The 17218-nt window shown below is 69.1% G+C and carries 12 protein-coding genes; 6 read left to right on the top strand and 6 right to left on the bottom strand.

What is annotated here, in order from left to right:
- Positions 1-32: 32 nt before the first annotated feature.
- Positions 33-332 carry an Asp-tRNA(Asn)/Glu-tRNA(Gln) amidotransferase subunit GatC gene (gatC, locus tag CCO03_RS01525; protein WP_087276322.1) on the bottom strand — a complete coding sequence of 100 codons (300 nt, stop codon included), beginning with the start codon at positions 330-332 and terminating at the stop codon, positions 33-35.
- A gap of 303 nt (positions 333-635) precedes the next feature.
- Here gatC and CCO03_RS01530 point away from each other — a divergent pair, with 303 nt between their 5' ends.
- The 5 genes from CCO03_RS01530 (at position 636) to CCO03_RS01550 (ending at position 7191) form a co-directional block, all read left to right on the top strand.
- Positions 636-1673, top strand: coding sequence for a rod shape-determining protein (locus tag CCO03_RS01530; protein WP_087276326.1), 1038 nt, complete (start codon positions 636-638; stop codon positions 1671-1673).
- Between the two features lie 89 nt (positions 1674-1762).
- Positions 1763-2917 (top strand): rod shape-determining protein MreC, encoded by a 1155-nt coding sequence (mreC, locus tag CCO03_RS01535; protein WP_087276329.1) that lies wholly within the window; start codon positions 1763-1765, stop codon positions 2915-2917.
- Positions 2914-3435, top strand: a complete 522-nt coding sequence (mreD, locus tag CCO03_RS01540; RefSeq protein ID WP_087276332.1) for a rod shape-determining protein MreD — start codon at positions 2914-2916, stop codon at positions 3433-3435. Before mreC ends, mreD begins: the two co-directional genes overlap by 4 nt.
- A 163-nt stretch (positions 3436-3598) precedes the next feature.
- Positions 3599-5527 (top strand): penicillin-binding protein 2, encoded by a 1929-nt coding sequence (gene mrdA / locus CCO03_RS01545; RefSeq protein ID WP_087283946.1) that lies wholly within the window; start codon positions 3599-3601, stop codon positions 5525-5527.
- A gap of 647 nt (positions 5528-6174) precedes the next feature.
- Entirely contained in the window at positions 6175-7191 is a 1017-nt protein-coding gene (locus tag CCO03_RS01550; protein WP_087276335.1) for a BMP family protein, read from the top strand.
- A gap of 232 nt (positions 7192-7423) precedes the next feature.
- On the opposite strand, the gene CCO03_RS01555 is transcribed toward CCO03_RS01550, so the two are convergent.
- The gene (locus tag CCO03_RS01555; RefSeq protein ID WP_087276338.1) at positions 7424-8317 is read right to left on the bottom strand and encodes a CsgG/HfaB family protein; all 894 of its coding nucleotides are present in this window, start codon (positions 8315-8317) and stop codon (positions 7424-7426) included.
- A gap of 330 nt (positions 8318-8647) precedes the next feature.
- Between CCO03_RS01555 and CCO03_RS01560 the strand changes: the two genes are divergently transcribed.
- Complete coding sequence (locus tag CCO03_RS01560; RefSeq protein WP_087283949.1) at positions 8648-8836, top strand: 4-oxalocrotonate tautomerase; 189 nt, start codon at positions 8648-8650, stop codon at positions 8834-8836.
- A 71-nt stretch (positions 8837-8907) separates the two neighbouring features.
- Here CCO03_RS01560 and CCO03_RS01565 read toward each other — a convergent pair whose 3' ends face one another.
- From CCO03_RS01565 to CCO03_RS01580, 4 genes are all read right to left on the bottom strand, one after another.
- The gene (locus CCO03_RS01565; protein ID WP_087276340.1) at positions 8908-9936 is read right to left on the bottom strand and encodes a tripartite tricarboxylate transporter substrate binding protein; all 1029 of its coding nucleotides are present in this window, start codon (positions 9934-9936) and stop codon (positions 8908-8910) included.
- A gap of 145 nt (positions 9937-10081) precedes the next feature.
- Positions 10082-11086, bottom strand: a complete 1005-nt coding sequence (locus tag CCO03_RS01570; RefSeq protein WP_087276343.1) for a Bug family tripartite tricarboxylate transporter substrate binding protein — start codon at positions 11084-11086, stop codon at positions 10082-10084.
- Between the two features lie 197 nt (positions 11087-11283).
- On the bottom strand, positions 11284-13731 hold the full coding sequence (locus CCO03_RS01575; protein ID WP_087276347.1) for a CaiB/BaiF CoA transferase family protein: 2448 nt from the start codon (positions 13729-13731) through the stop codon (positions 11284-11286).
- A 126-nt stretch (positions 13732-13857) separates the two neighbouring features.
- Positions 13858-17163, bottom strand: a complete 3306-nt coding sequence (locus CCO03_RS01580; protein WP_087276352.1) for a carboxyl transferase domain-containing protein — start codon at positions 17161-17163, stop codon at positions 13858-13860.
- Between the last annotated feature and the right edge of the window lie 55 nt (positions 17164-17218).

Here is a 17218-nt window from a genome sequence, read left to right on the forward strand (position 1 = left end):
AACGGCGGTGGCCTGATACTGCCTGTCGAATGTCATTCGATGACCTTGGGCACGAGGAAGTAGCCCTGATCGGCCGCGGGGGCGTTGCGCATGTTGGCCGTGCGGTTGTCGGGCTCGCTGACGGCGTCTTCGCGCAGGCGCAAGGCCACGTCCTGCACCGCGGCCGTGGGCTGGGCCAGGGGCTCGACGCCCGTGGTGTCCACCGCGCGCATGGCCTCGACGATGTTGAAGAAACCGTTGAGCGAGGCCAGCATGCGGGCGCTTTCCTCGGGCTGCAGGTCAAGGCGCGCCAGGTTGGCGATGCGCGCGATGTCGGTGGGGGTGAGCGACATGGTTGGAGGTGGTTGTCAAGCAGAAGGCCGGCAAGGCTTTGCGCCCGCCGCTGCAGGGATGCCTGCAGGGTGATGCGGTATTATCCCGCCTTTGGCGAAAGGCACGTCGGGTGCCGGAACGCCCCCCGAATTTTGTCCAACTTGACGGCATCTGCTGTGTTTGTCGCCTCTTTTGTCGGTTTTGCGGCCGGATCGCGCGTCACGATGGACTTCCACCACACCCTTTATTGATTGGCTGGGCAAGCGGCTGCCTTGGCGCAAGGGCGCGGAAGGTGGCAGGGCTGTGCCTGAAGAGGATTTTTCATGTTTGGAGCATTCCGTCGGTACCTGTCCACCGACCTGGCGATCGACCTGGGCACCGCCAACACGCTGATTTATGCGCGCGGCAAGGGCATCGTGCTGGACGAGCCGTCGGTGGTGGCCATCCGCCACGAGGGCGGTCCCCAGGGCAAGAAGACGCTGCAGGCCGTGGGCCACGAGGCCAAGGCCATGCTGGGCAAGGTGCCGGGCAACATCGAAGCCATCCGCCCCATGAAGGACGGCGTGATCGCGGACTTCGACACCACGCACCACATGATCAAGCAGTTCATCAAGATGGTGAGCCGCCACAACTTCTTCACCGGCCCGCGCATCATCATCTGCGTGCCCTGCGGGTCGACCCAGGTGGAAAAGCGCGCCATCCGCGACGCCGCCAGCAACGCCGGCGCCAGCGAGGTCTACCTGATCGAGGAACCCATGGCTGCGGCCATCGGGGCCGGCCTGCCGGTGAGCGAGGCCTCGGGCTCGATGGTGATCGACATCGGCGGCGGCACCACCGAAGTGGGCGTGATCTCGCTGGGCGGCATGGTCTACAAGGGCAGCGTGCGCGTGGGCGGCGACCGCTTCGACGATGCCATCATCAACTACATCCGCCGCAACTACGGCATGCTGATCGGCGAGCCCACGGCCGAGCTCATCAAGAAGAACATCGGCTCGGCGTTCCCGGGCTCGGAAGTGCGCGAGATGGAAGTGCGCGGGCGCAACCTGTCGGAAGGTGTGCCGCGCAGCTTCACCGTCAGCAGCAACGAGATCCTCGAAGCCCTGACCGAGCCGATCAACAACATCGTCTCGGCCGTCAAGACGGCGCTGGAAGAAACCCCGCCCGAGCTGGGCGCCGACATCGCCGAGCGCGGCATGATGCTGACGGGCGGCGGCGCGCTGCTGCGCGACCTGGACCGCCTGTTGGCCGAGGAAACCGGCCTGCCGGTGCTGGTGGCCGAAGAGCCGCTGACCTGCGTGGTGCGCGGCTGCGGCATCGCCCTGGAGCAGATGGACCGCATGGGCACGGTGTTCACGCACTGAGTTTTTTCACGCGAGGTGTCATGACGCAAGCGAGTTCGCCGCAGCCTGACCGCTGGGGCGCGCTTCGTCTGCCATGATCGTGCGCAGTCATGGCCCAGTCTCCTCCCCCGTTGTTCGACCAAGGCCCGTCGGCGCTGTCGCGCCTGATGGTGGCGTCGGCGCTCGCCCTGTTCCTGATGGTGGCCGATGCGCGCCTGGGGCTGGTGCAGCCGCTGCGCAGCGTCATCGCCACGGCGCTGACGCCGCTGCAGTGGGTGGCGCTGCAGCCCATCGAGTGGGCCGGCGGCCTGCACGGCTATCTGGGTGACCTGCACGAGGCGCAGGCCGAGGCCGCCAGCGCCCGCCAGCAGCTGGTGGCGCTGTCGACGCGCGCCAGCCAGGTGGAGCAGCTCACGCACGAGAACGACCGCCTGCGCGCATTGCTGGGCCTGAACGAGCGCCTGGACGTCACCGGCCAGGCGGCCGAGGTGCTGTACGACACCACCGACCCCTACACCCGCCGCGTGGTGATCAACAAAGGCAGCCTGCAGCGCGTGAAGGCCGGCTCGCCCGTGCTCGACGAGTCGGGCGTGTTGGGCCAGGTGACCCGCGTCTACCCCATGCTGAGCGAGGTGACCTTGCTGATCGACCGCGACCAGGTGATTCCCGTGCTGAACACGCGCTCGGGCGTGCGCGGGCTGGCGCATGGCGAACCCACGGTGGGCAGCGGCATGCTGGACCTGCGCTTCATGCCGGCCAGCACCGATGTGCAGGCGGGCGACCTGTTCACCACCAGCGGCATGGACGGCGTCTACCCGACGGGCCTGCCCGTGGCCAAGGTGCTGACGGTGGAAAAGCGCAGCGATTCGCCCTTCTTGCGCATCCGCATGGCGCCGCTGGCCACGGCCAGCGACGTACGCCACGTGATGGTCATCCCGCCCGTGACCCGACCCGACGAGCTGGACAGCCTGGAGGCCGAAGACCGTCAGGCGGCGGCCAGCGTGGCCGAGACACCCTCGCTGAGCAAGCGCGTGGTGGGGGCAGTGGCCGGCGCGATCCGGGCCGGCGCACCGACCGGCGCGGCCTCGGCAGCCGCACCGGCCCTGCCCGCGCGCCGCGGTGGCAGCGCCGAACCGGCCACGCCTGCGCCTGCTGCCGCGCCGGCCGCAGCCAGCAGCCCGGCGCCAGCGGCGCGTGCACCGGCCTCGGCCGCGCGGCGCGCGGCGCCCGTGCGCACGCGCGCCGCCTCGGAGACCTCGCGATGATCCTGCACCCCGGCCACGAGCAGCTGCTGCTGCCCGTCAAACCCGGCCTGATCTGGTTCAGCCTGTTCGTGGCGCTGGTGCTGAACCTGCTGCCGCTGGGCCGCGTGCTGTGGATGCCCGATTTCCTGGCCGTGGTGCTGGTGTTCTGGGGCGTGCACCAGCCGCGCCGCGTCGGCATCACGGTGGCCTTCCTCTTTGGCCTCGTCATGGACGTGCACCAGGCCGCGCTGCTGGGCCAGAACGCGCTGGCCTACTCGGTGCTGACCTTCCTGGCGATGGCCGCGCACCGCCGCCTGCGGTGGTTCCCGCTGGGGGTGCAGGCCGTGCAGGTGCTGCCCATCTTCCTGCTGGCCCAGGCCATCGTGGTGGGCCTGCGCGTGCTGGGCGGCGGCGTGTTCCCGGGCTGGCTGGTGTTTGCCGGGGCGCTGGCCGAGGCGGTCGTCTGGCCGGTGATCAGCCTGTTGCTGCTGGCGCCCCAGCGCCGCCCCCCCGACCCGGACAAAAACCGGCCCTTGTGAAGCCTGGACGGCTGCGGTTCAATCGGGGCCGGCACACCACTTCGGACAATCAACAGGCCCGGGCGCGATGCGCAGGGCCGAATGGCACATCGGAATTTGAGGCGTGGCTGAGTTTCACAACCTGGAGATCGAGCAAAGGCGCTACCGCTGGCGCGCGCTCGCCATGGCGGGTCTGGTGCTGGTGTGTTTCGGCCTGGTGCTGGCACGGCTGTACTTTCTGCAGGTGATCCGCCACGAGGACCTGTTGCAGCAGGCCGAGAACAACCGCACCGCCGTGGTGCCCGTCGTGCCCACGCGGGGCGAGATCGTGGACCGCAACGGCCTGCTGCTGGCGACCAATTACTCGGCCTACACGGTCGAGGTCACGCCGTCCAAGACCGAGAACCTGGACGCCACCATCGATGAAATCGCCAAGCTGATCGACATTTCGCCACGCGACCGGCGCGTGTTCAGGCGCTTGCGCGAAGACGCGCGCAGCTTCGATTCGCTGCCGCTGCGCTCCAAGCTCAGCGACGCCGAAGTGGCCCGCATCACGGCCAACCGCTACCGCCTGCCGGGTGTGGACGTGAAGGTGCGGCTGTTCCGCACCTACCCGTTTGAAGAGGCGGCCGGCCATGTCGTGGGCTATGTGGGCCGGATCAACCAGCGCGAGAAGGAGCAGCTGGAGGATTCGGAGGACGAGGCCAACTACCGCGGCACCGACGTGATCGGCAAGGTGGGCGTGGAGCAAAGCCACGAGCGCGAGCTGCACGGCACCACCGGTTACGAGCAGCTCGAAACCTCGGCCGGCGGCCACGCCGTGCGCCAGCTGCAGAGCATGCCCGCCACCACCGGCGATTCGCTCATGCTGACCATCGACCTGGGCCTGCAGAAGATGGTGGAGGACCTGTACGGCAACCGGCGCGGCGCGCTCGTGGCCATCGACCCGAACACGGGCGAGGTGCTGGCCTTCGTCAGCAAGCCGACCTACGACCCCAACCTGTTCATCGGCGGCATCGACCAGGAAAGCTGGGCCCTGCTCAACGAGTCCATCAACAAGCCGCTGCTCAACCGCGCCCTCAAGGGCGTGTACCCGCCCGGTTCCACCTACAAGCCCTTCATGGCGCTGGCGGCGCTGGAGACGGGCACGCGCAAGGCCAGCACGGTGATTCAGGATGGCGGCTCGTGGACCTTCGGCGGCCACACCTTCCGCTCAGGCCACGCGCTGGGGCCGGTTGACCTGCACCGCTCCATCGTCAAGTCCAGCAACGTCTACTACTACACCCTGGCCAACGAAATGGGCGTGGACAAGATCCACGACTTCATGAAGCCGCTGGGCTTTGGCCAGGTCACCGGCATCGACCTGATCGGCGAGTCGCGTGGCGTGCTGCCCAGCCGCGAGTGGAAGCGCAACACCTACAAGCGCGCCGCCCAGCAGCAGTGGTACGCGGGCGAAACGATTTCGCTGGGCATCGGCCAGGGCTACAACAACTTCACCATGCTGCAGATCGCGCATGCCATGACCATCATCGCCAACGGCGGCACCAACCGCACGCCGCACCTGGTCAAGGGCAAGCGGGCCGCCGCCAGCGCGCAGTTCGTCGACCTGCCGCGCGAGGCGGGCAAGCGCATGCCCTACCAGAGCGAGAACATGGCGCTGGTGCGGCGCGGCATGGTCGGGGTGACGCAGGAAGGCACGTCGCGCCGGGTGTTCGCGGGCGCTGCCTACACCAGCGGCGGCAAGACCGGCACGGCGCAGGCGGTGACCGTGGGTCAGAAGTCCAAGTACAACGCGGCCAAGCTGACGGAGTTCCAGCGCGACCACTCGCTGTACCTGGCCTTTGCACCGGCCGAGCACCCCCAGATCGTGGTCGCCGCCATCGTCGAAAACGCCGGCTTTGGCGCCGCAGCGGCCGCCCCGCTGGCGCGCCGCGTGTTCGACTATTGGCTGCTGGGCCAGTACCCCAGCGAGGTCGACATGGCCGCCATGCAGCGCGGCCAGGCCGGCAGCCCCATCGGCACACCGCGCGACGCCAAGGCCATGCAGCCCACCCCCGTGCGCAACGAGACGGGCACCGAGACAAGCCCCGAGGCGGCAGTGGTTTCGCACTGATGGGGTATGTGGCCACTTCCGTTTGTTGAACAACGAGAGTGACCCGATACCCATTGATAGATCATCCGCTGTCCACCGTTTCCAGGCCCGGCCGTTTGCGCGAGGCCTCGGTGAACGGTTGCAGCCAGGCCTGGCGGGGCGGCCGGTACAGCACGGTCAACGTCAGGCATGCATGTCGCGTGTTCCATGGAGCGGGTCGAACGCGCGGCGTCCACGGCCCTTGGATGCCGACGGCGGCTCACCATGCGCTCGGCGGGCCGGGCGCACGAGGTGCCGCCTGACCAGCCATCGTGGGCCGCATCCGCGGGCGCAGGACCCGCATCGACAGCCAGCGACGGGCCTCAGGCCCATGCAGGGTTGAGGGGGGCTTGCTGGCGCTGCCCGCACCGATCAGCGGAAGCCGGTTGCTTGCGGGCATGCGCAGGTCAATGGTTTGCACCAGTATGGTGCGACTGCCGTTTTTCACAGGACGGCAAGGAGCCGATACCCGGTGACACCGAGGCGTGTCGGGCTCTCGCCGCACTGCGCCGTGGACGCGGCGCGACAGATGGGGTTTTTCAGCAGGTCGCGGCGCGCTGACGCGCCTTGGCGGCCCGCATCACGGTGACAATGGGTCAACCACCGGTTCACCTTTGCGCACTTCAGCCATGGACACTCGACTGATCCCCAGCACCCTTCGCCGTCGCACCGCCATCCTGGGGCTGGCGGCCGCTCCCTGGACGCCGGGTTGGGCGCAGTCCGGTGGCCGCGCGCCCATCAAGGCGGCTGGCGTGTACACCGTGCCCTTCGAGCAGCAGTGGGTCAGCCGCGTGCACCAGGCCATGCAGACGGCGCGGCAGCGCGGCGCCATCCAGTACAAGGGGATCGAGAACATCCCGGCCCACCGCTACGCCGACACCGTGCGCAAGCAGGCCGAGCAGGGCTACAAGCTCATCATCGGCGAGGCCTTCGAGGCCGAAGAGGCCGTGCGCAAGGTGGCGGCCGAGTTTCCCGGCACGGCCATCGTGATGGGGTCGTCGGGCAAGCTGCAGGCGCCCAACTTCAGCGTGTTCGACAACTACATCCACGAGCCCTCGTACCTGGCCGGCATGTTGGCCGGTGGCATGACCCGCAGCAACCACATCGGCCTGCTGGGCGGCATGGCCATCCCCGAGGTGAACCGGCTGATGAACGCCTTCATCGACGGCGCGCGCGAGGTGAACCCGCGCGCGCGGTTCAGCACCGGCGTCATCAACAGCTGGCTGAACCAGCCCCGTGCGCGCCAGATGACCATGGCCATGGTCGATCAGGGCGTGGACGCGATGTTCGCCGCCACCATGGCCGGCGTCATCGAAACCGCGGCCGAGCGCAACATCCTGGCCTTCGGCAACATCATCCACCCGCAGCCGCAGTACCCGAACACGGTGGTGGCGTCGGCGCTGTGGCACATGGAGCCTACGGTCGATGCGGTCATCGCCGCCGTCCAGGCAGGTACCTACCAGGCCCGCGACCTGGCCTCGCTGTCGTTCATGCGCGCCAAGGGCGCTTCGCTGTCGCCGCTGGGCACGTTCGAGCGCAAGGTGGCGCCCGAGCTGCTGCAGCGCGTGCGCGCCAAAGAGGCCGACATCCTCAGCGGCCGCTTCGTGGTGCCGATCAAGGACGAGATCGAGCTCACGCTGCGCTGAGCGTCCATTCGCAGTCGGGATGGGGCGCGCCGGGCCAGCACCCGATCGACACCTGAGACCAGCGGATGCAAGCGGCGCGTTGGACGTGCTGACGCCGTTGCGGTCTGTCTGCTCGGTCAGACCTCGAGCTGAACCCGCCAGACCGGATGGCTCGTCCTCGTGGGGAGGCCGGCATGAACCGGGCGCAAAAAAGGGGCCGCTGGAGCCCCTGATCGTTGCGCCATTCGGCGGGTCAACGGTTCTTGGTGTTCTTCCGGGTGGCCTTTTTGGGCGCCGAGGTCTGCGAGGGTGCGGCTGCGCCGTCCACGCTCAGGCGGCCGCCGCCGCCCAGGCCCTGGCCACGGACGGTTTGCGCCTTGTAGTTGCGCAGCGAGATGACCATCTGGTTGTAGGCGTCGATGAAGGCGGCCGAGATGACCTTGCCCTGCGGCGTGTTCGAGTAGCCGCCCAGGCCACCGGCTGCGCCGCCGCCCATCAGGCCACCGAAGATGGACAGGTCGGTCTTGGAGGCGCTGCCTTGCGAGGCCGACACCTGCACGCCCGAGCGGTTGTCCACCAGGGTCAGCATGGTCGAGGCTTCGCGTGTCTTGGCGCTGCCGGCGATGGCACCCACTGCCCGCCCGCGGCTGCCGAACAAGCCGGCCAGGCCGGCCACGGCACCACCGGTGTTGTCTTCGTTGAAGATGATTTCGGGGGACAGGCCGTAGTCGGAGGCCACCATCTGGCCCTTGCCGAAATTGCTGCCCGAGCGCATTTCGCCCGATTGCATGAGGTCGCGTTCGCGGCTCATGGCGTTCATGCCGGCGGCACTGCGCTCAACCACCACGAAACAGTTGGACTGCTGCACCAGCAGACGCAACAGGTTGGCCGTGGGCGGCAGGCGGTATTCGTTGCGCAGGATGGTGTACCAGCCGGCGTTCTGGTTTTCGACCAGCGACACCGTGCCCATGGGCTCGGCACAGCGCTCGAGCGACGTGGTGGTGTTCTGGCTGCTGCTGCCCGCGGCGCCCCCGGTGACCTCGGAGTTGGGGTTGGCTGAGCCCATCTTCATGTTGGTGGTTTCGCAACCCGCCAGCAAGGCGGAGGCGCCCACCAGCGCGGCCAAGGCATACGTTCTCTTGAGCATGAGGTGTTCCTGATGAATGGCGGTGTCTGACGCGCCGGATGTCGCTGGATGTGGCGTTTGGCAACTGCCGCTGGCGCCGGGTTACTGCTTGGAAACAGTCGCAAAATTATAGGCAAGCGCCAGTCGATGCCAGGCAGGACCGCGACAGACCGCGTGGGGCCGGCCAGCGCGGCATCGCGGTCAGCCCCAGGCTGGAGACGATCGGCGCGGCGGCCTGGATGACGCTCTCGCCCGTGGCTGGCCGGGTGCCGGTCCGGTGGCGCCCATGCCGGCGCTTGCAGACGCGGCGCCCGTAAGATGCCCGGCTTGTTCAACCTGAGAGGAAACGCCATGCCCACCTACCACATCGAGATGATGGAGGGCCGCACGCTCGAGCAGAAGAAGCAGCTCGTCGAAGCCATCACCCGCGTCAGCGTCGAGGTGCTGGGCGGCTCGCCCGAATCGGTCGACATCCTCATCACCGACGTCAAGCGCGAGAACTGGGCCACCGGCGGCGTGCTGTGGTCCGAGAAGAAGTGATCGGGCCACCCGCGAACGGCCAGGGCGATCAAGTCAGCCGCTGAGGCCTCCGGGCATCGGGCCTCGCGGCCTCAATCCACCTCGATCTTTTCGCGCTGGATGACGGCCCCCCATTGCGGGATCTCCTTGGCGATGCGCTTGCCGAAGGCGTCGGCCGATTCGGTGAGCACATCGCCCTGCATGGTCAGCGTGGTCCGCACCTTGGGGTCGTGGGTGGCGGCGCGCAGGGCCTCGTTTACCTTGCTGACCACGGCGGGCGGCGTGCCGGCCGGCACGAACACGCCCATCCAGTAATTCACGTCGACGGGGTAGCCGGCTTCGGTCATGGTCGGGACGTTGGGCAGGCGGGCCACGCGCTTGGGGGCTGTGATGGCCAGCGGCTTGATCTTGCCGGTTTCAAAGTTGGGGGCCGAGTTGGGGATGTCGAACATGGCCTCGACCTCGCCGGCCATCAGCGCCATCTGCGCCGGTGCCTGGCCCTTGTAGGGCACGTGGATGGCTTCGAAGCCTTCCTTGTTGCCCAGCATGGCAAAGGTCAGGTGGGCCAGGTTGCCGAGGCCGGCCGAGGCGTAGCGCAGCTTGCCGGGGTGGGCCTTGGCCCAGGCGATCAGGTCCTTGGCCGACTCGATCTTGTTGGCCTTGGCCCAGGCCGGGTTCACCGCCAGCACGAACTGGCCTTCGATGATGGGCGTCACCGGCAGCAGGCTTTCGGCCTTGTAGCTGAGCTTGCGGTACAGCTGCGGGTTGACGGTGATGCTGCTGGAGTTGGTCATCAGCAGCGTGTGGCCGTCGGGCGCGGACCGCGCGACTTCGCTGGCCCCGATGGCGCTGTTGGCGCCGGGCTTGTTGTCCACGATGACGGTCTGGCCCAGGGCGCGCGACATGTGGTCGGCCAGCGCGCGCGTCAGCGTGTCCGAGATCGAGCCCGCCGGCCCGGCGGCCACGAACCGCACCATGTGCGTCGGCCACTTGCCGTCGGCGGGTTTGGCGTCCTGGGCCCAGGCCGGCAGGCCGATGAGGCTGACGCAGGCCGCCAGCCACAGGCGGCGGTGCAGGGCGGTGCGGGGAGCGGGGTGAGCGGGGGTGAAGCGGGTGTCCATGGCTGTCTCCTGATCTTGGGTGTGTTGTCGCATGGGGTATGGCGGCATCTGCGTTTGAGGATGAACGGCAGTACCGGCATACCGGTCTTCATGTGCGGGGTGGGGCGCAGCCCGGGCCGGCGGGCACCCGGGCGGGGGCCGTGCCTCAGTCCAGCGAAATGCCTTCGCGCTGGATGACGGCGCCCCAGGTCGGCACCTCGCTGGCGATGCGCTTGGCGAAGCTGGCGGGGTCGGTCACCACGGGGTCGCCCTGCATGCTCAGCGCGTTTTTCACAGCGGGATCGTTGGGCATCTGCTTGATGGCCGCGTAGAGCTTGTCGATCACGGCCTGCGGCGTGCCCTTGGGCGCGAGGGCGCCGAGCCAGAAGCTCACGTCGAAGCCGGGCACGCCGGCCTCGGCCATGGTGGGCACGTTGGGCAGCCTGGCCATGCGCTTGCTCGAGGTCACGGCCAGCGCCTTGAGCTTGCCGTTTTCGATCTGCGGGATGCTGGGCGGCGTGTCGAACAGGGTCTGGATCTCGCCGCCGATGGCGGCCAGCTGGGCCTGCGAGCCGGCCTTGTAGGGCACGTGCACGGTCTGCACCTGCTTGCGGTTGCTCAGCATGGCGAACGACAGGTGGGCGATGTTGCCGGGGCCGGCCGAGCCGTAGCTCAGCTGGCCGGGGTGCGCCTTGGCCCAGTTCATCAACTCGTCCAGCGTGTTCACCTTGGCGCCCTGGGCCCAAGCCGAGTTCACGACCAGGATGAAGGGCGCGTCGATGATCTGCGAGATCGGGGCGAAGTCAGCCGGCTTGTAGTTGACCTTTTTGTAGATCTGCGGGTTGATCGTCACGCTGCTGGAGTTGGTGACCAGCAGCGTGTAGCCGTCGGGCGTCGCACGCGCCACTTCGGTGGCGCCCAGCATGCCGTTGGCGCCGGGCTTGTTCTCGACCACGAAGGGCTGGCCCAGCGACTTGCTGAGCTGGTCGGCCATCAGGCGGGCGATGGCGTCGGTCACCGAGCCGGCCGGAAAGCCGACCACCACGCGCACGGCCTTGCTCGGGTACTCGGCTGCCTGGGCGGTTACGGGGCTGAGCACCGTGCACGCGGTCGCAGCGGCCAGACCCAGCAGCTGGCGTCGGGCGATGGGGGAAAGGAAGGGGTTCGACATCACGGGTCCTTGCGAATCAAGTTGGCAGTATCGGTGTCATGCCGTTGCATGAAGAACGGCGATGGCCTCATACCTCTGAAAACCATGCGGGCGTGGCGCTGCCAGCCCGGGCCTGAACGCCCGGACATGCACATGGGGATGGTGGCCGGCGCGGGCCCCGAACGCGCATCGGGGTGCCGCACGCCAGCCGGCGGCGCTCAGCCTTTGCCGACGGCCGAGGTGCCGATCACCTGCTGGGCCCGCAGCTCGGCCAGACGCTCGTCCGACAGGCCCAGGTGCTCGCGCAGCACGGCTTCGGTGTGCTCACCCAACATGGGCGAGGCGTTGTGGATGGGCATGGGCGCACCCCCTTCGCGGTAGTAGGTGGTGGTGGACACGTAGGGGCCCACCGGGCGCTCGAGCGTGCACCAGAAGCCGCGCGCCAGCAGGTGCGGGTCGCGCATCACGCTGGCGATGGGCTTGGCTTCGCCCGCCGGCACACCGGCCGCCTGCAGGGTGTACAGCGCCGCGTCGGCCGAGCGGTGGCCGCACCAGCCGGCGATGGCCTGGTCGATCTCGTCCTGACGGGCGCGGCGTCCCTCCAGGGTCTGCAGCCCGGCATCGGTGGCCCAGTCGGGCTTGCCGATCACCTCGCACAAGGCCTGCCACTGCGGCGTGGACTGGATGGACACCAGCATCCAGGCGTCGATGCCCATGGTGCGGTAGATGCCCTGCGGCACATGGCGCGCGTGGCGGTTGCCGATGCGCGGGCTGGTTTCACCGCGCACCGATTGCTCGATGATGTAGGGCGCGGCCAGCGAGAGCATGCCCTCGACCTGCGACAGGTTGATGTGCCGGCCCTTGCCGTCGCGCTGCTGCGCGATCAGGCCCAGCAACAGTGCCGAGCTGCTGTTGAAGCCACCGATGGGGTCGCCATAGGCGTAGGCCGTCATGGCGGGCGGGCCGTCGGGGTGGCCGGTGTGCAGCGGCAGGCCCGAGGCCTGTTCCAGCGTGCCGCCGTAGGCGCGGGCGTTGCTCCAGGCGTTGCCCACGCCAAAAGCCGGCATGGTCAGCATGACCAGGCGCGGGTTCACCTCGCGCAGCACCGGCCAGTCCAGGCCCAGCTTGGGCAACACCTCGGCCGAGTAGTTTTCGATCACCGCGTCGGCACCGGCCACCAGCTGCTTGAGCAGCTCGCGTCCGGTCTCGCTGGTCAGGTCCAGCGTGATGCCGCGCTTGTTGCGGTTCATCAGCAGGTAGTTGTGGTTGAACTCGTAGGTCTTGCCGCGGAAGTAGGCGTCGTTGTAGACCGCGCCGCGCCACCAGTCGGCGTACGACACGGATTCGACCTTGATGACCTCGGCCCCCAGGTCGGCCAGCTTGCGCGTGGCGAACGGTCCGGCCCAGCCCATGGTCAGGTCGATGATGCGCACCCCGGCCAGCGGCAGCGTGCCGGCTGCGGCGGGCTTCAGCGCCTCGGGCCGGCGCTCCAGGCCGGGGCCGCGGTAGTGCGCGTTGTGCTGGCCCAGCAGCGGGGCCTGGCCACCGCGCAGCGGCCCGCTTTCGCCCAGGCGCTGCGGCAGCACCGGGGCTTCGAAGCGGGCCTGGCCGTCCTGCACCGGCACGAAGGCGCCGCGATCGCGGTGCACGGTCTGCTGCATCAGCTGCTCGGTGGTGGGCACGATGACGGCAGGGTGCTTCTCGGCCGACAGGCGCTCGAACCACTCGGCCGAAGTGCGCGTGGGGAAGACCTCGCGCAGCACGGCGTCGATCTCGTCGGCGTTGGCCATGCGGTCGGGCCCGATGGCGAAGCGCGGGTCGTCGGCCATGTCGGGCCGGTCGATGGCGCGGCACAGGCCTTTCCACTGCGGCAGCGTGACGGTGAACACGCCGATGAAGCTGTCCTGCGTCTTGAAGATGCCGCCGGGCTGGGTGGAGCCGTAGCGGTTCACACCCAGGCGCGGGCCCACGCCGCTGATCTGGGCGATGCCGGCCTCCATCTCGACGACGTGGAACAGGATTTCCTGCACCGACAGCACGTAGTGGCGGCTGCCACCGCGGCGGCCCAGCCAGCCCGCGGCCACGGTGCCGAAGGTCGCCAGGCCGGTGACCACGCCCGAGTGCGAGTCGTGCGGCAGGTGGGGCGGGCCTTCGACCGGCCCGTTGCCGTGCACGGCGCCCGACATGGCGCGGGCCACGGCGTCGCCGCCCACGAAATGGCGATAGGGGCCGCTGTCGCCGAACCAGGTCAGCTGCGCGGTGAGGGGCTGGTGCGCGGCCGTGGGCGGCACCAGTGGCTGGGCCAGCGCGGCCAGGCCCTGCTCGCCCAGCGCCCGGGCGTCGAGCACGATGTCGGCCGAAGCCGCCAGCTGCGCGAGCCAGGCCTGGTCGGCCGGCTGGCCGGCGTCGGCGGTCACGCTGTGCTTGTTGGTGTTCAGCCAGGCGAAATAGGCGCTGTCCTCGCCCTGGCCGGTGTTCACCAGCGGCGGCCAGGCGCGCAGTTCATCGCCGGCCGGCGGCTCCACCTTGATGACTTCGGCGCCAAAGTCGGCGAACAGCTTGCCGGCAAAGGCCACGCCCTGGCCGGGACCGACCTCGAGCACGCGCACGCCCACAAAGGGCAGGGCATCGGCCTGGGGTGGGTGGCGAACGTCGTCGGGGCTCATGCTGTCTCCTGAAATGATGTTGGGGTATGCCTACGCTGCCGTTTCTTTGTTAACGGCAATTCACTGATACTGCTCTGAAAACAACGAAAGGACCACGCCGGGCAGGCGGCCGGAGCCGCCCGCCGCTCACCAGGTGTCGACGAAGCGGCCCCGCGGTTTGGCGGCGTGCATCTCGGTCGCGTGCAGGCCGGACACCAGCCATTTGCGCGTGTCGGCCGGGTCGATCACGGCGTCGATCTCGGTGTTGCCGGCCACGTTGATGGCATGGCCGCGCTCGTACATCTGCGCCACCAGCTGGTCGTACAGCGCGCGGCGCTCGGGGCCATCGGGCACGGCTTCCAACTCCTTCTTGAAGCCGAGCTGGATCGCGCCTTCCAGGCCCATGGGTCCGTACTCGCCCGTGGGCCACGAGACGGTGAAGTGGCTGGCGTGCCAGCCGCCGCCGGCCATGGCCATGGCGCCCAGGCCATAGCACTTGCGCAGCGTGACGGCCAGGATGGGCATGCGCAGCTTGGCCGCGGCCACGAACATGCGCGAGACGTGGCGCACCTGGGCCTTGGCCTCGATGTCGGGGCCGACCATGAAGCCGGGCGAGTCGATCAGCGACACGATGGGCAGGCCGTGCGCGTCGCACAGCTGCATGAAGCGCGCGGCCTTGTCGCCGGCGTCGGCGTCGATGGCGCCGCCCAGGTGGCGCGGGTTGTTGGCCATGATGCCGACGGGCCGGCCTTCGATGCGGGCCAGCGCGGTGTGGATGCCGATGCCGAAGCCCTCGCGCAGCATCAGCACGCTGCCCGCGTCGGCAATGCCGTGGATGGCGGCGCGCGAGTCGTAGGCGCGCAGGCGGTTCTCGGGCACCACGTTGCGCAGCGCCAGCGGGTTGGGCGCCGACCAGTCGCGCACCTTGCCCTGGAAGAACGACAGGTAGTGCTTGGCCACGGCCACGCCCTCGGTCTCGTTCTCGACCAGCACGTCGATCACGCCGTTGGCGTACTGCACCGGGGCCGGGCCCACGTCCTCGGGCTTGAAGATGCCCAGGCCGCCGCCTTCGATCATGGCCGGGCCGGCCAGGCCGATGTTGGACGACTTGTCGGCAATGATGACGTCGCAGCAGCCGACGAAGGCGGCGTTGCCCGCGAAGCAGCGGCCGGACACGATGCCGACCACCGGCACCTCGCCGCTCAGCTGGGCGAACGAGGAGAACGACGAGGTCTGGTAGCCCGAGATCGACGGGAAGTCGATGTCGCCGGGGCGGCCGCCGCCGCCTTCGCCGAACAGCACAAAGGGCAGCTTGTCGCGCAGCGCGACTTCGACGATGCGGTCGGTCTTGATGTGGTTGCGCTTGCCCTGCGTGCCGGCCAGCACGGTGGCGTCGTAGGCCATGATGGCCGTGCGGGCGCGCTCGGCCGCCACCTGGGCGCCGTTGACGTTGCCCACGCCGGTGATCAGGCCATCGGCCGGCGTGTTGGCGATCAGGTCTTCGGCGCTGCGGCGCTTGGCCTGGGCCGCGATGGCCAGGCCGCCGTACTCGACGAAGCTGCCGTCGTCATCGAGCAGGTCGGCCACGTTCTCGCGCGCCGTGCGCTGGTTGCGCGAGCGGCGGCGCTTCACGGCCTCGGGGCGGTTCTCGTCCCACAGGAAGGCCTGGCGGTCGATCAGGCGCTGCAGGTCGGGGCGGATGCGCTGTTCATCGGCTTGTTCCGAGTATTGGGCTGCTTCCGAAGTGTGATCAACGGGATCGAGTACATACAGGATGGCTTGATCGGGCACCACGTCGCCGACCTTGCCGCGCCCGTCGACCACGCGGCCGGCGGCCTGGGCCACGACTTCGTGCTGCATCTTCATGGACTCGATCACGGCCACCACCTGGCCGGCGTGCACCAGGTCGCCATCGCCCACCTGCAACTCGATCAGCGTGCCGTTGGTGGGCGCGCGCACGGCGATCAGGGTGTCGTCGTCCAGGGCCTCGGCGCTGACGGCGGCCTTGGCCGGGCCGGTGCCGATGGGGGCCAGCACCGACTTGGCCTCCTGCGCGGCGATGGCCTGCGCCTGCTCGACCAGGCCGGGCAGGGCGGTTTCCAGGTAGCGCGTGTGCACGTTCTGGGTGGCGAAGTCGGGCAGGTTCACCAGGGCACGCAGCAGCGGCAGGTTGGTGGCCACGCCGCCGATGCGGAACTCGGCCAGCGCGCCCTTGAGGCGGCGCACGGCTTCGGCGAAGTCGGCGGTGGGCGAGGTGACGATGAGCTTGGCCAGCAGCGTGTCGTACAGCGGCGAGGGCGTGTAGCCCGTGTAGCCGTGCGTGTCCACGCGCACGCCGGGGCCGGCCGGCGGGTCAAACGGCAGCAGCTGCCCGTGCGAGGGCTTGGCCTGGCCTTGGGCGTCGATGCTTTCGCCGTTCACGCGCAGCTGGATGGAGAAGCCCTTGGCCGCGGGCGGCTGCTCGGGGTTCAGGCCCAGGTCGCGCAGCGACCGGCCCTGGGCCAGCTTGAGCTGGGTTTCGACGAGGTCGACGCCGGTCACCTGCTCGGTCACCGTGTGTTCGACCTGCAGGCGCGGGTTGGCCTCGATGAACACGAAGCCGACCTGCTGGCCAGCCTCGTTCTCCTCGACCAGGAACTCGAAGGTGCCCAGGCTGCGGTAGCCCACCTGCGTGGCCATGCGGCGTGCGGCGCCGACGATCTGCTCGCGCAGCGCGGCATCGAGTCGCGGGCTGGGGGCCATCTCGACCAGCTTCTGGAAGCGGCGCTGCAGCGTGCATTCGCGCTCGCCCAGGGCGATGACCTGCTGGCCGTCGCCGACGATCTGCACCTCGATGTGGCGCGCGCGCACCACCAGGCGTTCGGCGTACACGGCGTCCAGACCGAAGGCCGATTTCGCCTCGGACTGGCAGCGTGCGTAGGCGGCCGCCAGCTCGCCGCGTTCGCGCACCACGCGCATGCCGCGCCCGCCACCGCCGCCCACGGCCTTGATGACGATGCCCGAGCCGCCCTGCGCGTCGAAGAAGGCCTCGATGTCGGCCAGCGAGGCCGCGCCCTGGGTGGAGGGCATGACCGGCACCTGGCAGGCCTTGGCCAGGTCGATGGCGATGGCTTTGTCCCCGAACTGGGCCAGTTGATCGGGCGTGGGGCCCACGAAACGGATGTCGGCCTGTTCGCAGCGCTGGGCGAAGTCGGCGCGCTCGCTGAGGAAGCCGTAGCCGGGGTGTACCGCGTCGGCCCCGGTGTGGCGCGCGGCCGCGATCACGGCGTCGATGTTCAGGTAGGCGGCAGGCCCGCTGCCGGGCAGCGCCACGGCTTCGTCGGTGATCTGCCGGTGGCGCGATTGCGCATCGTCTTCGGCGTACACGGCCACGGTGGGAATGCCGAGGTCGCGTGCGGCACGGGCCACGCGCATGGCAATCTCGCCACGGTTGGCGATCAACAACTTACGCATGCTGGTTTGTCTCCTGGGGGGCTTTGAATGGGTGCGAGCCGCCTTGCGGGCATGC

The sequence above is a fragment of the Comamonas serinivorans genome, from assembly GCF_002158865.1.
GTDB classification, from domain to species: domain Bacteria; phylum Pseudomonadota; class Gammaproteobacteria; order Burkholderiales; family Burkholderiaceae_C; genus Comamonas_E; species Comamonas_E serinivorans.

What these genes read in the sequence shown, in the direction of transcription:
- CCO03_RS01575 (WP_087276347.1), bottom strand. Translation starts at nt 13,731, where the DNA reads ATGAGCCCCGACGACGTTCGCCACCCACCCCAGGCCGATGCCCTGCCC.
- mreD (WP_087276332.1), top strand. Translation starts at nt 2,914, where the DNA reads ATGATCCTGCACCCCGGCCACGAGCAGCTGCTGCTGCCCGTCAAACCC.
- CCO03_RS01565 (WP_087276340.1), bottom strand. Translation starts at nt 9,936, where the DNA reads ATGGACACCCGCTTCACCCCCGCTCACCCCGCTCCCCGCACCGCCCTG.
- CCO03_RS01530 (WP_087276326.1), top strand. Translation starts at nt 636, where the DNA reads ATGTTTGGAGCATTCCGTCGGTACCTGTCCACCGACCTGGCGATCGAC.
- CCO03_RS01560 (WP_087283949.1), top strand. Translation starts at nt 8,648, where the DNA reads ATGCCCACCTACCACATCGAGATGATGGAGGGCCGCACGCTCGAGCAG.
- mrdA (WP_087283946.1), top strand. Translation starts at nt 3,599, where the DNA reads ATGGCGGGTCTGGTGCTGGTGTGTTTCGGCCTGGTGCTGGCACGGCTG.
- CCO03_RS01550 (WP_087276335.1), top strand. Translation starts at nt 6,175, where the DNA reads ATGGACACTCGACTGATCCCCAGCACCCTTCGCCGTCGCACCGCCATC.
- CCO03_RS01570 (WP_087276343.1), bottom strand. Translation starts at nt 11,086, where the DNA reads ATGTCGAACCCCTTCCTTTCCCCCATCGCCCGACGCCAGCTGCTGGGT.
- CCO03_RS01555 (WP_087276338.1), bottom strand. Translation starts at nt 8,317, where the DNA reads ATGCTCAAGAGAACGTATGCCTTGGCCGCGCTGGTGGGCGCCTCCGCC.
- mreC (WP_087276329.1), top strand. Translation starts at nt 1,763, where the DNA reads ATGGCCCAGTCTCCTCCCCCGTTGTTCGACCAAGGCCCGTCGGCGCTG.
- gatC (WP_087276322.1), bottom strand. Translation starts at nt 332, where the DNA reads ATGTCGCTCACCCCCACCGACATCGCGCGCATCGCCAACCTGGCGCGC.
- CCO03_RS01580 (WP_087276352.1), bottom strand. Translation starts at nt 17,163, where the DNA reads ATGCGTAAGTTGTTGATCGCCAACCGTGGCGAGATTGCCATGCGCGTG.